The 16,843-nt window shown below is 65.9% G+C and carries 14 protein-coding genes; 10 read left to right on the top strand and 4 right to left on the bottom strand.

All coding sequences use genetic code 11. From position 1 onward, the window contains the following. Positions 1-342: 342 nt before the first annotated feature. A complete protein-coding gene (locus BUE16_RS10750) occupies positions 343-1,152 on the top strand; it encodes a BtpA/SgcQ family protein (RefSeq protein WP_073309476.1) in 810 nt (269 codons plus the stop codon). 28 nt (positions 1,153-1,180) lie between these two features. Here BUE16_RS10750 and BUE16_RS10745 read toward each other — a convergent pair whose 3' ends face one another. Both BUE16_RS10745 and BUE16_RS10740 read right to left on the bottom strand, forming a co-directional pair. Next, complete coding sequence (locus tag BUE16_RS10745; RefSeq protein ID WP_079991605.1) at positions 1,181-2,257, bottom strand: carbohydrate kinase family protein; 1,077 nt, start codon at positions 2,255-2,257, stop codon at positions 1,181-1,183. 1 nt (position 2,258) lies between these two features. Continuing rightward, positions 2,259-3,224, bottom strand: coding sequence for a metallophosphoesterase family protein (locus BUE16_RS10740; RefSeq protein WP_073309473.1), 966 nt, complete (start codon positions 3,222-3,224; stop codon positions 2,259-2,261). A 183-nt stretch (positions 3,225-3,407) separates the two neighbouring features. Here BUE16_RS10740 and BUE16_RS10735 point away from each other — a divergent pair, with 183 nt between their 5' ends. The 7 genes from BUE16_RS10735 to BUE16_RS10705 all read left to right on the top strand — a co-directional run bounded on the left by BUE16_RS10735 (position 3,408) and on the right by BUE16_RS10705 (position 12,981). Continuing rightward, entirely contained in the window at positions 3,408-5,384 is a 1,977-nt protein-coding gene (locus BUE16_RS10735; RefSeq protein ID WP_073309471.1) for an ABC transporter substrate-binding protein, read from the top strand. 125 nt (positions 5,385-5,509) lie between these two features. Then, positions 5,510-6,571: an ABC transporter permease gene (locus tag BUE16_RS10730; protein WP_073309469.1), complete on the top strand. Its 1,062-nt coding sequence runs from the start codon at positions 5,510-5,512 to the stop codon at positions 6,569-6,571. Position 6,572: 1 nt separating this feature from the next. Beyond that, positions 6,573-8,048 carry an ABC transporter permease gene (locus BUE16_RS10725; RefSeq protein WP_079991604.1) on the top strand — a complete coding sequence of 492 codons (1,476 nt, stop codon included), beginning with the start codon at positions 6,573-6,575 and terminating at the stop codon, positions 8,046-8,048. Further along, a complete protein-coding gene (locus BUE16_RS10720) occupies positions 8,048-9,127 on the top strand; it encodes an ABC transporter ATP-binding protein (RefSeq protein WP_073309466.1) in 1,080 nt (359 codons plus the stop codon). The genes BUE16_RS10725 and BUE16_RS10720 overlap by 1 nt, the downstream gene beginning before the upstream one ends. Next, positions 9,124-10,530 carry an ABC transporter ATP-binding protein gene (locus BUE16_RS10715; RefSeq protein WP_073309464.1) on the top strand — a complete coding sequence of 469 codons (1,407 nt, stop codon included), beginning with the start codon at positions 9,124-9,126 and terminating at the stop codon, positions 10,528-10,530. The genes BUE16_RS10720 and BUE16_RS10715 overlap by 4 nt, the downstream gene beginning before the upstream one ends. Positions 10,531-11,422: 892 nt before the next feature. Beyond that, the gene (locus BUE16_RS10710) at positions 11,423-11,884 is read left to right on the top strand and encodes a DUF5805 domain-containing protein (protein ID WP_073309462.1); all 462 of its coding nucleotides are present in this window, start codon (positions 11,423-11,425) and stop codon (positions 11,882-11,884) included. Then, complete coding sequence (locus tag BUE16_RS10705; protein WP_073309460.1) at positions 11,881-12,981, top strand: tyrosine-type recombinase/integrase; 1,101 nt, start codon at positions 11,881-11,883, stop codon at positions 12,979-12,981. Before BUE16_RS10710 ends, BUE16_RS10705 begins: the two co-directional genes overlap by 4 nt. A gap of 576 nt (positions 12,982-13,557) precedes the next feature. On the opposite strand, the gene BUE16_RS10700 is transcribed toward BUE16_RS10705, so the two are convergent. Beyond that, positions 13,558-14,271 (bottom strand): SOS response-associated peptidase, encoded by a 714-nt coding sequence (locus BUE16_RS10700; RefSeq protein WP_073309458.1) that lies wholly within the window; start codon positions 14,269-14,271, stop codon positions 13,558-13,560. A 181-nt stretch (positions 14,272-14,452) separates the two neighbouring features. Between BUE16_RS10700 and BUE16_RS10695 the strand changes: the two genes are divergently transcribed. Then, positions 14,453-15,235 (top strand): ribonuclease H-like domain-containing protein, encoded by a 783-nt coding sequence (locus BUE16_RS10695; RefSeq protein WP_073309455.1) that lies wholly within the window; start codon positions 14,453-14,455, stop codon positions 15,233-15,235. A 69-nt stretch (positions 15,236-15,304) separates the two neighbouring features. On the opposite strand, the gene BUE16_RS10690 is transcribed toward BUE16_RS10695, so the two are convergent. Continuing rightward, positions 15,305-15,499 carry a DUF5800 family protein gene (locus tag BUE16_RS10690; RefSeq protein ID WP_073309454.1) on the bottom strand — a complete coding sequence of 65 codons (195 nt, stop codon included), beginning with the start codon at positions 15,497-15,499 and terminating at the stop codon, positions 15,305-15,307. 125 nt (positions 15,500-15,624) lie between these two features. Between BUE16_RS10690 and BUE16_RS10685 the strand changes: the two genes are divergently transcribed. Beyond that, positions 15,625-16,806, top strand: coding sequence for a redox-regulated ATPase YchF (locus BUE16_RS10685; protein ID WP_073309452.1), 1,182 nt, complete (start codon positions 15,625-15,627; stop codon positions 16,804-16,806). Positions 16,807-16,843 lie beyond the last annotated feature (37 nt).

Genomic DNA, 16,843 nt, shown 5'->3' with positions numbered 1-16,843 from the left:
CGGAGGATGGCTTTGATGTGTGCCTTCTGTTCATATGAAGGACCTGTGAAACAGGAGCTGTCTTGCGGTTCCGTAATTTTATCACTCAGAAAACTTTTCTGAGCGACATACTCCGCGACTGCAGCCTAATCGCCGGACGAAAGACTATCCATCCACAGACCACGTGAAAATAAGGCACGCATCAAAATCCAAACTCCGAAACTCTGCGTGACGACGAATCGAATTCGATATAGCAATATATGATACATTTGTTCGACATCCGCCCGCCGAAACTGCCGTCGTTCCGACACGAATCCCGATCGAACCGCCAGACTGACACCAGAACCCCCGAAACGCGGCGACATGTTCGACTCGCTGTTCGCGGACGGCGCGAAGCCGGTGATCGGGATGGTGCACCTCCCCGCGCTCCCCGGAGCGCCGAAGTACGACGGCGACCGCGCGGATATCTTCGACGCCGCGACGCGCGACGCCCGCCGGCTCGCCGCGGGCGGCGTCGACGCGATCATGGTGGAGAACTTCGGAGACGCGCCGTTTTACCCTGACGACGTACCCAAACACGTCGTCGCGAGCATGACGCGCGCGACCAGGGCAGTCGTCGACACGGTCGACGTACCGGTCGGCGTGAACGTCCTCCGCAACGACGCCGACGCCGCGCTGTCGGTCGCCGCGGCAGCCGGCGGCGACTTCGTCCGCGTGAACGTTCACACGGGTGCGCGCGTGACCGACCAGGGGGTCATCGACGGGAACGCTCACGAGACGATGCGCCTGCGCGAGCGCATCGACGCGGACGTCGCCCTCCTCGCCGATCACGACGTGAAGCACTCCGCGCCGATCGCGGCGAGGGGGTTCACCGCCGAGTCCGTCGCCGACGGCGTCGAGCGGGGGCTCGCCGATGCGGTCGTCGTCAGCGGCACCGGAACCGGTCGCGAGACGGACCGTTCCGACCTCGAACACGCCGTCGAACGGCGGGACACGAACGACCTCGACACGCCGATCCTCGTCGGCAGCGGCGTCACCGCCGAGCGGGTCGGGGCGATCCTCGACCTCGCGGACGGGGTCATCGTCGGCACCGCGCTGAAGCAGGACGGCGACGTTGGAAGGCCCGTCTCGGAGGCACGCGTGCGGGAACTCGTCGAAGCCGCGCGGTCATAAGACCCCACGACGTTGCGGCCGATCGGAGCTATCGGTCGGCGAGGAACGCCTCGACGGCTCGCCGGGTCGCCAGTCCGCCGCGAGCGCCGGCCTCGGTCACGTTCAGCGCCGCGGCGGCCGCCGCGAACCGCCCCGCTTCCCGAGGGGTGTCATCGCCGAGTACCCACCGATCGATCAGCGCCGCGACGTAGGCGTCGCCGGCACCCGTCTCGTCGGCGACGGGGACCTCGAACGCCGATAGCTCATGCAGACCGGTGTCGGTGGCGAGGACCGCGCCGGCGGGGCCGGCGGTCACGGCGACCCGGTTCGCGCCCTGCGACAGGAGCGCTTCGGCGGCTTCGCGGCCCGAGCAGCCGAGATACGACTCGGCGGCCACCTCGCCGAGGACGAACAGGTCCGCCGCCCGGACCCATCGATCGATCGTCTCCCTACGCGCGCCTCGTCCGGCTAACTCCGCGAGCGGCCCCGAGAGATCGAAGACGAACGGGGGCGCGTCGGCGCGCTCGGCGATCGCGATCGCGTCGCGGTGGACCTCGTCGGGGTTGTACGCGGTGAGGAAGGCGGCGTCGGCATCCGCGAGGTACGCTCGATCTGCGGTGGTCAAGCGGAGTCGTTTCGCCGAGTCGCCTGCCGTGACGATGCTCCGTTTCCCGTCGTCGTCACGGAGGATGACGCAGTGCGTGCTGGTCCCCAACTTCCGCCGAACGCGGGCGTCGTCGATCGGAGTCGCGTCGATGTCGGCGGCGACCCGGGCGCCCACGTCGTCGTCGCCGAGGCGGGCGATCAGGCCGGTAGCGCGGCCCAGGCGCGCGCTCGCGAGCGCGACGTTCGCGCCGACGCCGCCGAACGCCTCGGCGACGGTGCCGGCGTAGGCGCCGCCGTCGGGTTCGGGGATGTTCGAGACGTGGTACGTCCGGTCGACCGTCGCGGCGCCGACGGTGACGACCTCGGGGGCGGCGGTGTCGGCCGTGTCGGCCGTGTCGACGGTGTTGTCTGCGGTGTCGACATCGGTGTCGGTGGCGGGGACGGCGGTGTCTGCGTCGGTGACGCCGGCGTCGTCGGAGCGATCCGTCTCGGTTGTGCTCGCGGCGTCGCGCCGGGTCATCTCACTCCTCGATCAGCGGGAACTGTGCGAGTCGGACGGCCGCCATTCCGGTGAGCCCACGCGCCGTCACCGAGTCCGACGACCGCTCGCGGTGGCCAGCGACCATGCCGGCGAAGTCCGTGACCGGCACGAACCGGACCTCGATCCCCTCCGGGCCGACATCCACGAGGCAGTACCCCTGCGGGAACGAGCACGTCGTCGGCATCATCAGCTCGCGGACCGACCCCTGGGTCGCGGCCGACGGCATGTGCAGGTGGCCCGTGAGCAACAGCGGCACGTCGTTGCGTTCGAGCGTCTCGACGAACGGCTCGGGATCGTCCATCTCCGGGGGGACGAACATGTCCGGCTCGGCCAGTTGCTTGTGCTCGTGGACCTGCTCGGACATCGCCGGAAGGTTGTGGTGTGCCAGCACGAGGGGGGTATCGGCGTCCGCGAGGAGGTCGTCGAGCTCGCCGAGTTGCGCTTCGGGAACCGTCCCGGCGTGCGAGTCGTACAGCAACTGGTCGGTTCCGGCGGTGTTGACGCCGATCACGTCGATCCCGCCGACGGCGACGTGAAACGGAAATCCTTGGCCGTCGGGAGTGTACCGGGCTTCGAACTCCGCCATCGGGAGGTTCTCGTGGTCGTATCCCTCCTTCGGCACGTCGTGGTTCCCGGGAATCGAGTAGAACGGCGCGTCGAGGTCCGCGGCGATCTCGTCGAAGCGGTCGAAGTTCCACTGCTCGCCGTCTTTCGTGATGTCGCCGACGCACAGCGTCGCGTCGACATCGCGCTCGGCGATGTCCGTGACGGCGGCGGCGACGTGCTCTTCGGTCCGATCGAACAGCTTCGAGGTACCCGCCTCGCCCGTCGAGAGGTGGGGGTCGGCGATGACGGCGACGCGCGTCGAGTCTGCGGTACGGGGTCGGTCAAGGCGGGCCATGAGCGTGCCCGCGGGCGGCCCGGACCGGTCCAGCGGTGAGACCATAGCGATGCCTCGGAGAGGCGTCCCAAAACGCTCCCGGTCGCGGGCGAAGGGGTAGTGAAGGTACATAACGGATGATAACACGAGACACAGTACTGTGCACTACATAGCGATCCATACCGCGAGATATATCCATATGGATGCAGATGGCAAGTTATTTTGTCTGTCAATGGTCGTGTACACCCGATGTCCGAGGACACCACTCGGCGACGCTTCCTCACGGCGACAGGCTCGGGCGTAGCGGCGGCGCTCGCGGGATGCTCGTCGAACACACCGGGACAACAGACGACTGAATCAGCCGATGCAACAGCGACCGAGGGATCGGCGACCGGTTCGTCGAACACAGAGTCGGGGATCGGGCAGCCCGACAAGGCAGGGGGGCCGTCCGGGACGCTCCGGCTCGCGGCGACGGGGCCGATACAGACGCTTGACCCGGTCAACGCCAAAGGCTCGGGAGCCGGGTACAACCAGTACCAGGAATCGCTGATGTACTTCCCCGAAGGGGCGCTTCCGCCGGTCGGGGAACTCGCGTCGGACTACACCGTCTCCGACGACGGGAAGACGTACACCTTCACGCTCAAAGAAGGCGTCACGCACCACGACGGCCAGGAACTGACCGCGTCCGATTTCGTGTACTCGTGGCGGCGACTCGCCGGTTCGGCGAAGTCACGCAACGCAGACGACATCATCGGAGGCACCTTCACCATCCAACACGAGGGAGCCACCAGCGAAAACCTCAATAACTACGAAATCGGCTCGCTGGCCGTCCGTGCACCCGACAAGAACACCTTCGAGTTCGACATGGCGGCGCCGTTCCACGCCATCCCCTCCCAGATCGCCGGCGGCGCGTTCGGCGTCATCCCCGAGGGCGCCGTGCAGTACCCCCGTCCGAGCCAGATGGACGGGAGCAAGCAGCCGACGTACGACGGCAACTCGCCGCTGTACGAGGGTGAATACAAGTACCAGGAGTACTTCTCGACGGCGGGTGACGGTCCGTACTTCGCGTCGACGGGGCCGTTCAAGGTCGATTCATGGAGCAAAGGCGACCAGATCCGGCTGACGGCGTTCTCGGATTATCACGGTGAAGGCCCGAAGATCCAGACGATCACCTACACCGTCATCGGGTCGTCGAACACGCGCTATCAGCGGTTCGTCAACGGAAACCTCGACATGGTCAACGGGATTCCGAACTCGAAATACGATCCCGACGACCTCGTCATCGACGAGGAGAACGGCGCGGTCAAGGTCGGTCGGTACCGGCTCAACGAGGGCACGGTCGTCAACTACGGGCAGGTAACGTCTCTCGAGACGGACTACATCTTATTCAACTGCGACAACGTGAAACGGCCGGCACGCCGGGCGTTCGCGTACATGATCAACCAGCACGACATCGCCGAGACGATCTACAAGGGGATCGGCTCGCCGGCGTACACGATCACGCCGAAGCCGGCGTTCCCGCGCCTCGGCGGCAAGGACCAGGTCGCCGCATACAAGGCGTTTGTGAAGAACGGTGAGGGGTCCAACGACGTGCCGGGGAACGTCGGCGAGAACGGCTACCCGTACGGGTTCGACGAGGCTCGGCTCGACGAGGCCGCCAGTGTGATGGAAGCGGCTGGCCACAGCGCCGACAACCCGTACAAGGTCACGTTTACCATCTTCAAGGGGTCCGACGTCTGGGACCAGCTGGCGAAGCGGATCCAGGCCAAGGCGCAGGCCGCACACATCGACGTGACCATCGAGAAGGCGTCCTTCGGCACCATCATCGGGAAGGCCATCGACGGGACGATGGACATGTTCTCGCTCGGCGACGGCATGGAGTGGCCCGAGTCGGACAACTTCCTTCGGTTCCTCCACGCCGGCAACCCCGGAACTGCGTTCACCCGATGGGGGTCGACGGACAAGTCGAAGTGGAACGACTTCATGAAAACCGCCGACAGCGCCTGGCAGAACAAGTACAAGCCCAACCGTGGCCCGGGCGACCAGAACCAGAAGATGCGAAACGAGGCGTACATCACGGTCGAGCAGATGAACTGGGCGTCCGTCCAGGAACTGCCGACCGTGTTCGGCGTCTTCGAGCGCTTCTGGTACGACGACGTGAACGAGGAGATGGTCAGTACGATGGAAGACCAGAAGTTCAATCACCTCCAGTTAGACCGTCCCTGAGCGGACCCGTGACGGAGCGACGCGGACGAGAGCCGGTACGGGTCAAAAACGCGGTTTCACCACGTTTTTGCGAAGCCGCCCGTGAACACGAACGACGACACATCGAACGAGACAATGCTTGACACATGAGTCGGTGGAGATACCTCGCGAAGCGATTTCTGATGGCGATCCCGGTGTTGTGGCTCGGGACATCGATGACCTGGGCGATCATCTTCCTCGGTCCGATCAATCCCGCGACGTACGTCCTCGGGCAGACAAATCCACAAAATCAGGCGGCGGTCAAGGCGGCGCGCGAACGGTTCGGGCTGGGGGAACCGCCATTGGAACACTACACCGAGTTCATGATCAACATGGTGACCCTCGATCTGGGACAGACCTGGCTGTTGTACCCCGGGACGCCCGTCATGTCGCTAATATTTGATTACGCTCCGCGGACGGTCTGGCTCGGCTTCTGGTCGGTGCTCATCGCCGTGTTCGTCGGCGTGCCGCTGGGGTTTTATGCCGGTCTCAACTCGAACTCCGTCTCGGACTATGCGACCAGCCTGACGGGGATCGTCTGGCGGGCGATGCCGAACTTCTGGCTGGCGATCATGCTGCTCGCGCTGCTGGTCAAAAGCGAAACCATAACGCAAGCCCTGTTCGGCATTCCGATATCGTGGGACACGTTCCTCGTCGACATCAACGCGATCACGGGAAACCCCCAGCTGAGCTACATGCAGGGGAACCCGTTGGCGCTGGTTACACAACCGCGGGAGACGCTCGCTGCGATCAAGAAGATCCTGCCCGCGGCGGTCGTGCTCGGATCGGCGTCGATGGGCAACGAGATGCGGATCGGCCGGACGGCGGTACTGGAGACGCGTTCGGAGCAGTACATCGACACCGCGAAAGCCAAGGGCGTTTCGGGTCGAGTGCTCGTCTGGAAGCACATCCTCCGCAACGCGCTCATTCCGCTGGTACCGATCGTGACGAGCGAGGCGTTCCTCCTCATCGGCGGATCGGTGCTCGTCGAGACGGTGTTCGGGATCAACGGGATGGGAAAGCTGTTTTTTGACGCGGCGATCCAAGGTGATCTCTGGCTCGTCGCGACGCTGATGTTCATTTTCATCATCCTCATCGTCGGTATCAACATCGTGCAGGACCTGCTGTACACGCTAATTGACCCCCGAGTCGGCTACGAGCGTGAGTGAGATGAGTACGATAACAGACTCCGAAGACCCGGCGGCGATCGCCGCACTTGACGGGACGGAATCGTTTCTCGAACGCGTGCTCGCGTACCCGCGACCGGCGGCGGTGTGGACTGTCGTCGCCCTCGCGCTGTTCGCGCTGGAGGCTGGAGCGGTCGCCCACTTCGTCGCAACGCTGCTCGTCGACCTCGTGAGGGCACTTCCCGGGACGTACGACCCCGCTGCGTTCTCACGTCTCGCGTCGGCGACGGCCCAGGTCCCGACGCTGCTGTCACGCGAGACGATCCCGAACGCGGGCTACTGGAACGGACGGTCGTTCGTCGGAACGTTCTTGCAACTTCCACCCCATCTAGCGTGGTTTCTGCGGGTCGGCCTGGTGTACGTCTACTCGTTCGCGTTCGTCGCGTGGATCTGGGTCGGGTTCGACCGGTATCGGCGGTACTACCGCGCGGCCGACTGGTCCCCCCGCGACGACGTGATCGACCGCTTCAGGAACCACTACTGGGGGATCTTCGGGCTCGTCGTCGTGTTCATGTTCGTCGTCATGGCGGTGTTCGCCCCCGCACTCGGGCCGACGACCGTCGAGAAGAACATGCAGAACCCGTATGGCCACACGATCACTCACTGGGACGCAGAACAGAACGAGCCCACACAGGTGACTGTCGGGCAAGCCAACCGGGCCTCACAGTCCCGCGGCACGCGGACGAACAACGTCGCCCCGCTCAGTTACGATCAGTTCGGTCGATATCACCCGTTCGGGACACTCCCGACCGGAAGAGACCTGTTCACATTCATCGCGGCCGGGGCGCGAATATCGCTCGTTATCGGCCTCCTGTCGGTGTCCCTGTCGATCGCGATAGCATCGACGTTAGCGCTGTTGTCAGCGTACTACAAGGGCGCAGTCGATCTGTCGTTCGTGCTGTTATCAGATGCGGTGATGGCTCTTCCGCAGTTGCTGTTGCTTATCATGCTCACCGTCGTCCTCTCGGGTACCTGGATAGGAAATCTCTACAACGGCGCGTTCGTGCTCGCGCTCATCTTCGCCGGGACGGGGTGGCCGTACATGTGGCGATCGTTCCGCGGCCCGGCGCTGCAGGTGGCACAGCGGGAGTGGGTCGACGCGGCTCGAAGCTTCGGTCAGCGTCCGACCGCGATCATGCGTAAACACATGCTTCCGTACATCACCGGGTACGTCCTCATTTACGGGTCGATGACGCTCGGGGGCGCGATCATTGCGATCGCCGGTCTCTCGTATCTTGGACTGGGTGTGAACCCACCGACTCCAGAGTGGGGCCGAGCCGTGAACGCCGGCCAGCCATACGTCGACACCGTTTCGTGGCACATCTCGCTCATCCCGGGAGTATTGATCACGCTCGTCGTCACCGGGTTCAACGCCCTCGGAGACGGCGTCCGCGACGCGATCGATCCGGAGTCCGACTCCGCTGCGGGAGAGGCCGGCGGTCGCGGGGGTGGTGCCTGATGGGCACCCGCGAGACCCCTCAGGCGAACGCCGCCGGGAGCGACGATCCGCTGTTGGCCGTCGAGAACCTCACGACGGTGTTCAACACCGACAAGGAAACGATTCACGCCGTCGACGGCGTCTCCTTCGATGTCCGCGAGGGCGAGACGGTCGGCGTCGTCGGCGAGTCCGGTTCGGGCAAGTCCGTCACCGCCCGGTCGATACTCGGGCTGGTGGAGCGGCCGGGCGTCATCGAGTCGGGGTCGATCCGGTTCCGCGGCGACGAACTGACCGGTGACAACTGGGACCGCTACCGGGGAGACATCTCGATCGTGTTTCAGGACCCGATCAACTCGATGAACCCCGTCTACACCGTCGGCAACCAGATCCGGGAGGCGCTTCGCATCCACCAAGGCCTGCGCGGACAGGACGCGCGCGAGGAGGCGATTCGACTGCTCGAAGAAGTCGGCATCCCGGACGCACGCCGCCGGGTCGGCGAGTACCCACACCAGTTCTCCGGCGGGATGCGCCAGCGGGCGGTCATCGCGATGGCGTTGGCGTGCGATCCGGACCTCCTGGTGTGTGACGAGCCGACGACCGCCCTCGACGTGACGATCCAGGCGCAGATCCTCGAACTGCTCGACGAACTCCAGCGCGAGGAGGATCTCGCGATCTTGTTCATCACCCACGACATGGGCGTCATCGAGGACACGGCCGACCGCGTGAACGTGATGTACGCCGGCGAGGTCGTCGAGCGGGCGCCCGTCGACCAGTTGTTCGACTCGCCCGCTCACCCGTACACCCGAGGGTTACTCGCGTCGATTCCCGGGCAGACGGCAGAGAGCGACCGGCTCCCGACGATCGGGGGAGAGGTTCCGACGCCGACGGCGGAGCCGACCGACTGTCGGTTCGCCGACCGCTGTCCGGAGGCGTTCGACGCCTGCGAACAGGTCCACCCCGACCACGTCCGGATCGGGTCCGACCACACCGCCGCGTGCCTCCTGCATGAGGACCGGTACGACCGTCAGCTGAGCGCCTCCGGCGCCGGCGACGATACCCCCGCGGGCGACGCCGCGGTCGACGGAGGTGGGCAGCGATGAGCGGTACGGGCGCCGGCGACGACACCGGGTCGGTCGTCTCGGACGCCGACGCGACGGTCGAGGTGGGTGAGCCGCTGGTCAAGGTTCGCGACCTGAAGAAGTACTACGAGGACGACGGCTTCCTCGGAGGCAAGCCGGTGAAAGCCGTCGACGGCGTCTCCTTCGACATCCGGAAGGGAGAGACGCTCGGTCTCGTCGGGGAGTCGGGCTGCGGCAAGACCACGCTCGGGCGGACCATCCTCGGACTGGAGTCCGCCACCGGCGGCGACGTGACCTCGAACGGACGCGAGGTCGCGAGCCTCTCCGGACGCGAACTGCGCGAGTGGCAGCGCGACGCTCAAATGGTGTTTCAGGACCCGGACGCGAGCCTCAACGACCGGATGACGGTGGGCGAAATCGTCCGCGAACCGCTCGACGCCCACGACTGGAAGGGCCGAACCGAGCGCAAGGAGCGCGTCTTCGAACTGCTCGACCTCGTGGGACTCAACGAGGAGCACTACTACCGCTATCCCCACCAGTTCTCGGGGGGACAGCGCCAGCGCGTCGGGATCGCCCGCGCGCTCGCACTCGAACCGGAGTTCATCGTGCTCGACGAGCCGGTCTCAGCGCTGGACGTGAGCGTGCAGGCCCGGGTTATCAACCTCCTCGAGGACCTCCAAGCGGAGTTGGGGCTCACGTACCTGTTCATCGCGCACGATCTGAGCGTCGTCCGCCACATCGCCGACCGCGTCGCCGTGATGTACCTCGGCGACATCGTCGAACTCGGCGACACCGAGGCTGTGTACACGGATCCGGCTCACCCGTACACGGCCTCGTTGCTGTCTGCGATCCCCGGGAGCCACACGGAGACCGAACGCCGCCGGATCACGCTCCGCGGGACGCCGCCGTCCCCGCGAGACCCCCCACAGGGATGTCGGTTCGCCACCCGATGCCCGGCGAAGGTTCGACCGGCGGAGTTCGACGATCTCTCCGCGACGGCGTGGGAGCGGATCGACGCCTTGCACACGGTGTTGCGCGAGCGGCAGAACGCCGAAAGCGGGCTCGGAGAGCAGTTGAAGCGTCGCCTCGGCCTCGCAGCGAACGCCAGCGACATCGAGGAGGTGGTCGACGACCTCTTCGAACGCGACGGGGGCGGCGCCGGCGGCGGCCCAGGCGACGACGGACTGTTGACCGATGCGGCGCGCACGGCCGTCGAGGACGCCGTCCGGTTCGCCCGTCAGGGCGATGACGCGGAGGCGACAGCCGTGCTCCGCGAGGCGTTCGGCTCCGTGTGCAACCGCGAGCGCCCCGAGGATCACGTTGTCGGAGACGACGGACGCACGAGCGCGTGTGTTCGCCACACCGACGAGTACGACGAGCCGACGGTCGTGATCGACCGCCGATACGGCCGCGATGACGACTGAGTCTCCAGCCCACCCCTCGTCACCGCGATCGAACCGTTCGGCGGGCACCTCGATTATGTATCGCGATATGAAGTTTATGAGTCGGAGGCAGACCAAGTCGTTGTCCTCGTAGAGCGACACGATCCCCGACCGACCACCGAGAATCGGCAGTCGAGAAGCGAAGCGGCTCTCGATTCCAGGATGCGTGCCATTGTAATGGGAACGCGCCCGGCGACTCGATGGTGACGGGGTGATACGACTGGGACGAGGGGACGCCCCGCAAGGGACGAACGCTAGTCCGTCTGCCGCGACGGTCTCGTCCGACACCGACGGCACGGCGTCCGCCCACCGAACAGCGGAGCGAGCGCTTCGTACGGTCTCGGCCCACCGCAACACCGGATGCGATCGGAGGTGTGACACGCCGAAGAGCCGCTACGCCCGTGAAATCCGTACGCTCCACAAAGATATCACCGACAAGCCACGCTCGGGCGGCTTCTGACGGCGACAGGAGCCGCTCACGCGACTTCACTGGAGGGGCGACGAGTTGGAACCAAGGTGGTACAGGGGCCAGGGACGAGAAGATACTCGCACGCCCGTTCGGAGAGCCGCTGTTCGCACGCGGGGGATCTCCGTGACCGCCCCCACGTTCGACTAATGGTTTGGACCCGACCTGACACACTCCCGGACCTCAGGCCGCTGGTAGCTCCGAGCGCACGGGGACCGGGTACACTAAGACAGGATCACGCATCAAATTTCTTCGGCAAACAGATCCACTCATTCGATAGAATATTGGTGTTTCAGGGGCTATTTATGCAACACAGTGCGTTCTGCGATCGTGAAGCAATAGACAGAATTAGTGCATTAGGACACGAGAATGCACCAGATTGATGTATGCGCCCTCGATGGAGACGGTATGGGCGATGCGGACGCCGACACCGAACGGGTCGCCGTGACCGCGCGGGTGCCGGCCTATCAGAAGGAAGCGTGGGTTGCTGACGCCGACCGGCTGGACATGTCGCAGTCGGAGTTCCTCCGGACGATGGTGCAGGCCGGCCGCCGCGACCTCGGAATCGCCGACGAGTTCGGTCCGGCGGCCTGGGTCGACGCACACTCCCCTCCGGATCGCGACGATCCGACAAATTCGTCTGGTAGTGTGGACGGGGATTCTCCGTCCACAGACCCTTGGGGTGAAGGCCTCGAAGACGACCTCCTCGATGCCCTCGCGGGCAGCGGAGTCATGGCGTTCGACGAACTCGTCGAGGCGGTCGCCGGTGACATCGAAGAGCGCGTCGACGAGACGATGGGGGAACTCCAATCGCGGGGGCGGGTCCGCTACAGCGGCCGCGACGGCGGGTACGTGTTGGTGGAGCAATGAGCGCAGCCGACGGGAGCGACGCGGGCGACGCGGGCGACGATCCGATCGGCTACTTCATCGAGGACATGGAGCTTCACGGGAAGAGCCGACGGACGCGGGCTGAGTACGGTCGCGTGCTTCGGCGGTTCGAAGCGTTTCTCGCAGATCCGTCGCGCGGTCCCGGCGGCGGATCGATCGCCCCGGCGGCGGCCTCGCATCGTGACTGCATGGCGTTCGTCCACGCGCTCCGTCGCGATCCGGACCTGGCCGACTCGACGACGGCGACGTACGCGGCCTACCTGCACCGCTTTTTCGCGTACATGACGCAGGTCGGAGCGTTCGACGCCAATCCGATGGCGCTGGTGATGGAGGAGCTCGACGAACGGATCGACACCGACCCGACCCGGAGAGAGATTTCCGTGCCGCAGATGCGGAGCTTCGTCGCCGAGATCGCGCACCCCTTAGAGCGCGCGCTGATCGTGGCGCTGCTGAAGACGGGAATGCGCGTCGGTGAGCTGTGTAACCTCGATCTCCGAGACGTGGCGCTCTCCCGAAACCTCGGCGGGGTTGCGACCGATACTCGCGCCCAATTGGACGGGCGTCCCGACTCGCTGTTCGTCGCGAGCGAGCCGGCGGTCGACGAGTCGTACAACGGCGAGGAACGGACCGCCTCGAACAAGCGCAAGCGCGGTACCGTCGTCCCCGTCGACGACGAGCTCGCCGAGACGCTGCTGCGATGGCTCGCGATCCGCCCCGACGCCGCCTCGCCGGCCGACCCCCTGTTCGTGGGAACCGGTAGCGGCTGGGGTGAGCGGCTCACGCCCGAGCAGGTCGGCCGAGTCGTGCGATCCCACGCCGAGGAGGCCGGCTGGTACGAGCCCGGCGCTGGTGCAGCCGAGAACGTCACGCCCCACTACTTCCGGCACTTCTTCACCACGCACCTACGGGATCGGACCGGTGACCGCGGCGTCGTGAAGTATCTTCGCGGCGACGTGGGCGACGACATCATCGACACGTACACCCACAACTGGGGCGACAACGTTCGCGAGACGTACGAGCGCCATATCTACTCGCTGTTCAACGAAGACGCGGGTGCGAGGCGAGTCGGGTCAACGTAGCGGGGCGAACGCGCCGCCGCGGCTCCGTCAAAATCGGCGGATCCTCGAAGTACACGAGGAGTTCGTTGAAACGGTACACGAGTGTACTGTGTCTGATCGCGGCCGAAGAGGTACAAATAAATTGTATATCGCTATACTGAATTGTCGAAGAGTGGTCGCCACAACCTCGGAGGATAGTTTTAATGTGTGTCTTCTGTTCATGTGTTAAATCTGTGAAACAGGAGCAGTCTTGTGGTTCGACATTTCTATCACTCAGAAAACGTTTCTAAGCGATATACTTCGTGACTGGAGCCTAATCGACAGATGAAAGCCTATCCGTCTGATGATAGAGTGAAAATAAGGCACGCATCAGATCCCAAACTCCGAAACTGTGTGGTCGGCCCGATTTCGGCGGATCGAGGGGTCAAAGCGGGCGTTCTGCGGGTCGATGGGGTTGCTACGGAGAGTACGGGAATCACCGGCGCGGCAGCACTGGTCGACGATTTGGTCGCCGTCTCCGATAGTATCCAGAGCGTCCCGATCGAGTCCGGAAATCTTCCTCGCCGGTGCCGAACCGAGCGGGCGCCCGTCGTGCCGTCACCGGGTGGATTGCGCTTCGATCAGCGACGGGTCGTCGTTCGCGGGGGAGTTGATGCGCGTCGAGACCGGGTAGAACCGCATGTCCCCGCCAGGATACGGTGTCAGCAGGTCCGCCGTGCCGAGGTCGCCGGCGAGCCAGTCGCCTTCGCGGTCGCGCGGGAGGACGACCGCCATTCGGTGGTGGAGGTCGGCGATCAGGTCGTTCGGTTCGGTGGTCAACACGGCGAACGCCTCGATGCGCTCGTCGGCCGCGTCGTCTCCGAGCGCGTCGTCGCCGCCGCCCCACTCGCCGAGGCCAGCCTGCCGACCGGGCGTCGGCGGCTCCCACATCGCGTGGATCCCGGCCATCGCGAACGCGCGGTCATCCCCGAACGCGACGCGGTAGGGCCGCTTCTCCCCGCCGTGATCGCTCCACTCGTAGAAGCCGTCGGCGGGGACGAGACAGCGACGAGACTCGAACGACTCCGCGAACGCCCGCTTCTCGTCGACGGTTTCGGCCCTGGCGTTGATGAGGTCGCGCGACTCGTCGGCCCACGGCGGGGTGTACCCCCACCGCATCCGTCGGAACGAGCCAGGGTCGTCGTCGGCGACGACGGGGAGTTCCTGCCCCGGCGCGCAGTTGTACCGCGGCTCCCAGTCGTCCGGGGCGGCGGCGTCGAACCGCTCCGCGAGGTCGGCGGCAGAGAGCGTCAGCGAATAGCGGCCGCACATGGGGTTCCCGAGGGGCGCCGGTCGAATAACCGTACCGCGTTCGGGACCGTATTCGGGGCGCCGGAACCGATCGCGTGACGTCTGGCGGTGCGCAACAGAACCCTTTAGCGTCGGTGCGACCCCACATCGACCGACACGACGGCCGGGGCGTCGCGGGCGGCGCTCGCGGTCGGTGCACACCATGCGCATCAGAAACAGCTTCATTCCGGTCGAGGGGGTCGGCGCGACGACCGAGCGCCGCATGTGGGAGAACGGCATCCGAGAGTGGGCTGAGTTCCGACAGGACCGCGCGCCGGGCGTCGGGGCGACGACGGCCTCGCGCATCGAGTCGTTCATCGACGAGGCAACCGAGCGGCTCGACGACCGCGACGCGCCGTTCTTCGACCGGACGTTCCCATCGAACGAGCGCTGGCGCCTGTACGAGGACTTCCGCGACGGGGCGTGCTTCTTCGACATCGAGACGACCGGGCTCTCCCACGAGCGCGACCGCGTCACCACGGTCTCGTTTCACCGGGACGGCGAGACGACGACGCTCGTCCAGGGTCGGGACCTCTCGGCGGAGTCGCTGCGCGAGCAGTTTCACGAGGCCGACCTTCTGGTGACGTTCAACGGAACGAGCTTCGACGTGCCGTTCCTTGAGACCTCTTTCGGTCTGGATATCGACACGCCCCACCTCGACCTCATGTACCCGTGTCGCACGCTCGGGCTGACGGGGGGACTCAAGCCCATCGAGCGGGAGGTGGGTATCGCCCGCGACGGGCCGGACATAACCGGACGCGACGCGGTCCGGCTGTGGTACGAGTACGAGGACGGCGACGAGCGCGCGCTGGAGCGGCTCGTCTCGTACAACCGCGACGACACCGTGAACCTCCGCGCGCTCGCCGACGAGGTCGCGAGACGGCTCCACCGGGAGACCGTGCCCGGCGACGACGACCCGATCGGGACGACGCTCGGCGATGCGTGAATCTCCATCCGCGATATCGACGGTCCGCGGGCGAGATTGAGCGGCGGCGTCGCCAACGGTGGCTCAGGCTCAGACGATATCGCCGATGCGGCGCGGCTCACCCGACAGCGAGGGACGCTTCTCGACGATCTTCAGCACCTCGTGGTCGGTCACGTCCATGTACGACTTGCGGGTCGCCTCTTCGATCAGGTCCTTCTCCAGGCGGAACTCGGTCCCCTGGTAGACGACGTCGACGCCGGTTTCGTCGAACGAGAGCGTGGTCATACTCCGCGATAGCCGGTCGCCGTATTTAAGCGAACGGCACGGCGCTGACGGTCGCGGCGAGGCAGGGCGTCGCCGCGGTTCCCGGGACCGAAAGCGCCTTTCGGCGTCCCCGACGACTCGCCTCCATGATATCCATCGCGCTCGCGGGCAAACCCAACGCGGGCAAGTCCACCTTCTACACGGCCGCGACGATGGCCGAGGTGGACGTAGGGAACTACCCGTTCACCACCATCGACCCGAACCGTGGCGTCACCCACGTCCGCACCGAGTGCCCGTGTCTCGACCGGGAGGAGCGCTGCGGCGACGAGCACTGCCACGACGGCAAGCGGTACGTCCCGGTCGAACTGCTCGACGTGGCGGGACTGGTCCCGGGGGCCCACGAAGGGAAGGGCCTGGGCAACCAGTTCCTCGACGCGCTCACCGACGCCGACGTGATCCTCCAGGTCGTCGACGCCGCGGGCGCGACGAACGCGGAGGGCGAGCCCGTCGAGGTCGGCGAGTACGACCCCGTGGAGGAGGTCGACTTCATCGAGGCGGAGATGGACGCGTGGCTCGCGGGGATCCTCGACCGCAACTGGGAGTCAGTCGAGCGCAAGTCGCGCTCGCCCGACTTCGACCTCGAGGAGGCGCTCACCGACCTGTTGACGGGGTTCGGCGCGACCGAGCACGACGTGACGATCGTGTTACGGGGGCTGGAGTACCCCGACGACCCGATCCAGTGGACCGACGAGGACCGCGAGGAACTGGCCACGGCGATCCGCGCCCGGACGAAGCCGATCGTCCTCGTGGCGAACAAGGCCGACATCGCACCAGCGGAGAACATCGAGCGCCTGCACGAGACGGACAAGCCGGTGGTCCCCGCGACCGCCGACGGCGAACTTGCGCTCCGTCGCGCGGCCGAGGCGGGCGTGATCGAGTACGACCCCGGCGACGAGGACTTCGCGGTTGTCGGCGACGTGACCGACCAGCAGGAGCAGGGGCTCGAACAGATCCGCGAGGTGATGGCTGACTTCGACGGGACCGGCGTCCAAGGAGCACTCAACGAGGCGGTGTACGGGCTCCTCGACCTGATCACGGCCTTCCCCGTCCAGAACGAGACGCACTGGACCGACGCGAAGGGGAACGCCCTCCCGGACGCGTTCCTGCTCCCGAGCGGCAGCGGCCCCAAGGACCTCGCGTACACCGTCCACACGGACATCGGCGACGGGTACCTCCACGCGGTCGACGCGCGCGCTGACCGCCGGATCGGCGAGGACTCCGAGCTGGCGGAGGGCGACGTGATCAAGATCGTCTCGACGGCGTCGTAGCCGTCGGCGACATCGAGGTCGGGGCCGCTGGCGTCGT

Origin of the sequence: Halobaculum gomorrense (genome assembly GCF_900129775.1) — an archaeon.
Classification (GTDB): Archaea; Halobacteriota; Halobacteria; order Halobacteriales; family Haloferacaceae; genus Halobaculum; species Halobaculum gomorrense.
The sequence above is the reverse complement of the archived record's forward strand: the minus strand, read 5'-3'. Positions and strand labels throughout refer to the sequence as shown.

What these genes read in the sequence shown, in the direction of transcription:
- BUE16_RS10750 (WP_073309476.1), top strand. Translation starts at nt 343, where the DNA reads ATGTTCGACTCGCTGTTCGCGGACGGCGCGAAGCCGGTGATCGGGATG.
- BUE16_RS10745 (WP_079991605.1), bottom strand. Translation starts at nt 2,257, where the DNA reads ATGACCCGGCGCGACGCCGCGAGCACAACCGAGACGGATCGCTCCGAC.
- BUE16_RS10740 (WP_073309473.1), bottom strand. Translation starts at nt 3,224, where the DNA reads ATGGTCTCACCGCTGGACCGGTCCGGGCCGCCCGCGGGCACGCTCATG.
- BUE16_RS10735 (WP_073309471.1), top strand. Translation starts at nt 3,408, where the DNA reads ATGTCCGAGGACACCACTCGGCGACGCTTCCTCACGGCGACAGGCTCG.
- BUE16_RS10730 (WP_073309469.1), top strand. Translation starts at nt 5,510, where the DNA reads ATGAGTCGGTGGAGATACCTCGCGAAGCGATTTCTGATGGCGATCCCG.
- BUE16_RS10725 (WP_079991604.1), top strand. Translation starts at nt 6,573, where the DNA reads ATGAGTACGATAACAGACTCCGAAGACCCGGCGGCGATCGCCGCACTT.
- BUE16_RS10720 (WP_073309466.1), top strand. Translation starts at nt 8,048, where the DNA reads ATGGGCACCCGCGAGACCCCTCAGGCGAACGCCGCCGGGAGCGACGAT.
- BUE16_RS10715 (WP_073309464.1), top strand. Translation starts at nt 9,124, where the DNA reads ATGAGCGGTACGGGCGCCGGCGACGACACCGGGTCGGTCGTCTCGGAC.
- BUE16_RS10710 (WP_073309462.1), top strand. Translation starts at nt 11,423, where the DNA reads ATGGGCGATGCGGACGCCGACACCGAACGGGTCGCCGTGACCGCGCGG.
- BUE16_RS10705 (WP_073309460.1), top strand. Translation starts at nt 11,881, where the DNA reads ATGAGCGCAGCCGACGGGAGCGACGCGGGCGACGCGGGCGACGATCCG.
- BUE16_RS10700 (WP_073309458.1), bottom strand. Translation starts at nt 14,271, where the DNA reads ATGTGCGGCCGCTATTCGCTGACGCTCTCTGCCGCCGACCTCGCGGAG.
- BUE16_RS10695 (WP_073309455.1), top strand. Translation starts at nt 14,453, where the DNA reads ATGCGCATCAGAAACAGCTTCATTCCGGTCGAGGGGGTCGGCGCGACG.
- BUE16_RS10690 (WP_073309454.1), bottom strand. Translation starts at nt 15,499, where the DNA reads ATGACCACGCTCTCGTTCGACGAAACCGGCGTCGACGTCGTCTACCAG.
- BUE16_RS10685 (WP_073309452.1), top strand. Translation starts at nt 15,625, where the DNA reads ATGATATCCATCGCGCTCGCGGGCAAACCCAACGCGGGCAAGTCCACC.